The following is a 2,811-nucleotide window of genomic DNA, read 5'->3' as shown; positions in this document are numbered from 1 at the left end:
CTCGACACCCTCCTGGCCGCCGGCGCCGTCCGTGCCGATGCCGATGTCGCCTCCCTCGCGACCGCCGATGTCCCTGACCCGGCCGGCCTCGAGACCGACCTGGCCCGCGCGCGGCTCGACCTCGCGCCGGGGGTGGTCCTGGACCCGGCGGTCGCGAGGCCGCTGGTCGCGTACGCGCTCGGGCACGCCACCGGCGACCCGGCGCACTTCCGCGCGGCGTTCCTGCCCACGGCTCACGTCGAGGGCCACCGCGAGGGTGCCTTCGCCTCCTGGGGCCTCGACGACTACACGGCCCTCTTCGACGGGAGCCCGGCCGAGGACGAGCCGGACCGCCGGCGCCGCATCGAGGCCGTGGACGTCCGCGGTCGCGTGGGTACGGCGCGGATGAGTCTGGCCCACGGCGCGAGTGCGTTCACCGACTGCTTCGTGCTCCTGGCCTCCGCCGACGGCGAGTGGCGGATCGCCAACAAGGTCTACGAGCGCGTGCCTCAGCTGTGACCGGGCACGTCGAGCTCGCCGGTGTAGAGAGGGGAGTCCTTGCGGGCGAGCAGGTCGTGGCGCTGCTCGGGAGTGAGCGACTCGATCTGGGCGCGCACGTCGGCGGGGAAGCCGCTGACCTCGGGGGCCTCGTCGACCGGCACGATCGTGTGCACGACGCGATCGTCGTACAGGTGCATCATCGTGATCGCCTGGTGCCCGTCCACGCCCGAGACGAACCGCTCGAGTGGGGCCGGGTCGGAGGTGTAGCAGGTGGCGGACGCGACCGACACCGGGATGCCTGCGAACGTCGAGTACGTGGAGTAGTGGAAGTGGCCGCCGAGGATGCACCGGACGTCGGTGCCGGTGAGCACCTCGGCGAGGCGGTGCTGGTCGAGCAGTTCGATGACCTCGGCGGCCGGCATCAGCGGCACCGGGATCGGCGGGTGGTGGAGGGCCAGCAGCGTGCCGTGCGGCGCCGGCGTGGCCAGGACGTCCGCGAGCCACTCGAGCTGGTCGTCGGCGAGCTCGCCGTGGTGGTAGCCGGGGACGCTGGTGTCCAGTGACACGATCCGCAGGCCGGCGACGTCGTGCACGCGGTCCTGGGGTGCTCCGCCGATGACCTCGTCGGCGTGGTCGATGCCGAACAGCTCGCGGGCGTACGCCGTGCGCTCGTCGTGGTTGCCCATCACCCACACGACCTCCGCGCCCAGCGCGGCAGCCGCGGGCTCGACGATCTCGCGCAGGCACCGGTACGCGTCGGGCTCGGCCTTGTCGGCGAGGTCGCCGGTGAACACCAGGGCCTGGGGCGGGAGCTCCAGGCGCGTGAGCCGGGCCAGTGCGAGCCGGAGACCGGCCTCGGTGTCGATCACGCCGTACTGCCGGGTGCCGCCGGCCAGCAGGTGCGGATCGCTCAGGTGGGCGACGACGTGGCGGGGCGCGGGGTACTGGCCGAGCTGCACGCGTCCACGCTACCGGCGGCCGAGCTCGAAGACCGGGATCACCCGGTCGGTGCGCTGCTCGTACTTCGCGAAGTTGGGCCAGGTGCGGAGCATGACCTGCCACAGCTCGGCCCGCTCCGGACCGTTGACCTCCCGCACGTCGACGGCGACCCGCTCGCCGGCGTACGAGATCTCGGCCGCGCCGGCCGCGCGCAGGTTGCCCACCCACTGCGGCTGGCGCCGGTCACCGAAGTAGGAGCCGGCGATCAGCCACCGGCCCTCGTGCGGGACGCAGAGCAGCGGCGTGGTCCGCGGGATCCCGCTCTTGCGGCCCACGACCGTGAGGGAGACGTTCGGCAGGCCCGCGATGTCCAACAGCGTCACCCGGCCGCCGCTGGCGCGCTGGATCGCGCGGTCGACGGCGACGATCTGAGGCAGCAGCCGGGGCAGCCAGGGGATCGCGCCGATGCGGACGGCCAACGGAGTGAGCAGACCCATGCCGAGGACCCTAAGCCAGGTCGCCGCGACGTCCGCTTCCGTTCAACTGGGCGTCGGTCCGCCGTCGGGCGGGCTCCTTACCGTGCGCTCGTGCTGACTCGTGGGTTCGTGGGCAGTGTGCTGGTCCTGCTGGGCGGGCTCGTCGTGTCGACGTTGCCGTCGTCGACCTGGCTGATGAGCCACGACACCCTGCTCGACCTGCGGGGGGCGGAGGCGGGGCGGATGGTCGGCCTCGCGGTCGTGCTGCTGGGGCTCGGCGTGCTGGCCGCCGAGTGGCTCTCGCTGTGCCGCCACGTCGCCGTCGCCGAGGGCGAGGACCGCGAGGACGCGGTGCACCTGGTGCGGCACGCCGCGATCGTGTGGTCCGCGCCGCTGGTGCTCGCGCCGCCGCTGTTCTCCCGGGACGGCTGGTCCTACGCCGCCCAGGGGATGCTCGCCCACGTGGGCTTCTCGCCCTACGAGTACGGCCCGGGCGTGCTCGCCGGGATGCCGGTGACCGAGGCCGTCGACCCGCGGTGGATGACGACGGCGACGCCGTACGGCCCGGTGCCTCTGGTGTTCGGCAAGGTCGCCGCGGGCGTCACCGGCAACCCGTGGGTGCTCGTGGTCGGCCACCGGCTCGTCGCGTTGGCCGGTCTGGCGCTGCTGGCGTGGGCCGTCCCGCGGCTCGCGGAGTGGAGCGGGGTGAACCCGGCGCTCGCGTCCGCGGTCGTGCTGGGCTCCCCGCTGATGCTCGCCAACGGCGTGGGCGGCCTCCACAACGACCTGCTCATGGTCGGGCTGATGGCCGCGGCCCTCGTGGTGGCCGCCGACCGCGGCTGGGTGGCGGGCGCCGCGCTCGGCGGGCTGGCCGCGGCGGTGAAGCTGCCCGGCGGCCTGGTCTGCGTCGGCGTCG

4 protein-coding genes are annotated in these 2,811 nt (G+C 74.1%); 2 read left to right on the top strand and 2 right to left on the bottom strand.

Going from position 1 to position 2,811, the window contains the following annotated elements:
• Positions 1–498: nuclear transport factor 2 family protein (locus VGD85_RS14240; protein WP_331064099.1), on the top strand; the 498-nt coding region annotated here is incomplete at its 5' end.
• Here the strand turns inward: VGD85_RS14240 and VGD85_RS14235 are convergent.
• Together VGD85_RS14235 and VGD85_RS14230 are read right to left on the bottom strand one after the other, a co-directional pair.
• The gene (locus VGD85_RS14235) at positions 489–1,439 is read right to left on the bottom strand and encodes a metallophosphoesterase (protein ID WP_331064098.1); all 951 of its coding nucleotides are present in this window, start codon (positions 1,437–1,439) and stop codon (positions 489–491) included. The two genes, VGD85_RS14240 and VGD85_RS14235, sit on opposite strands and share 10 nt — an antisense overlap.
• Before the next feature lie 9 nt (positions 1,440–1,448).
• A complete protein-coding gene (locus VGD85_RS14230; RefSeq protein WP_331064097.1) occupies positions 1,449–1,916 on the bottom strand; it encodes a nitroreductase family deazaflavin-dependent oxidoreductase in 468 nt (155 codons plus the stop codon).
• 90 nt (positions 1,917–2,006) lie between these two features.
• Here VGD85_RS14230 and mptB point away from each other — a divergent pair.
• A partial coding sequence (gene mptB, locus VGD85_RS14225; RefSeq protein ID WP_331064096.1) for a polyprenol phosphomannose-dependent alpha 1,6 mannosyltransferase MptB occupies positions 2,007–2,811 on the top strand: 805 nt, incomplete at its 3' end.

Origin of the sequence: Nocardioides sp. (genome assembly GCF_036401255.1) — a bacterium.
Classification (GTDB): Bacteria; Actinomycetota; Actinomycetes; order Propionibacteriales; family Nocardioidaceae; genus Nocardioides.
Note: the sequence above shows the minus strand (reverse complement) of the source record. Positions and strands in the feature narration are given on the sequence as shown.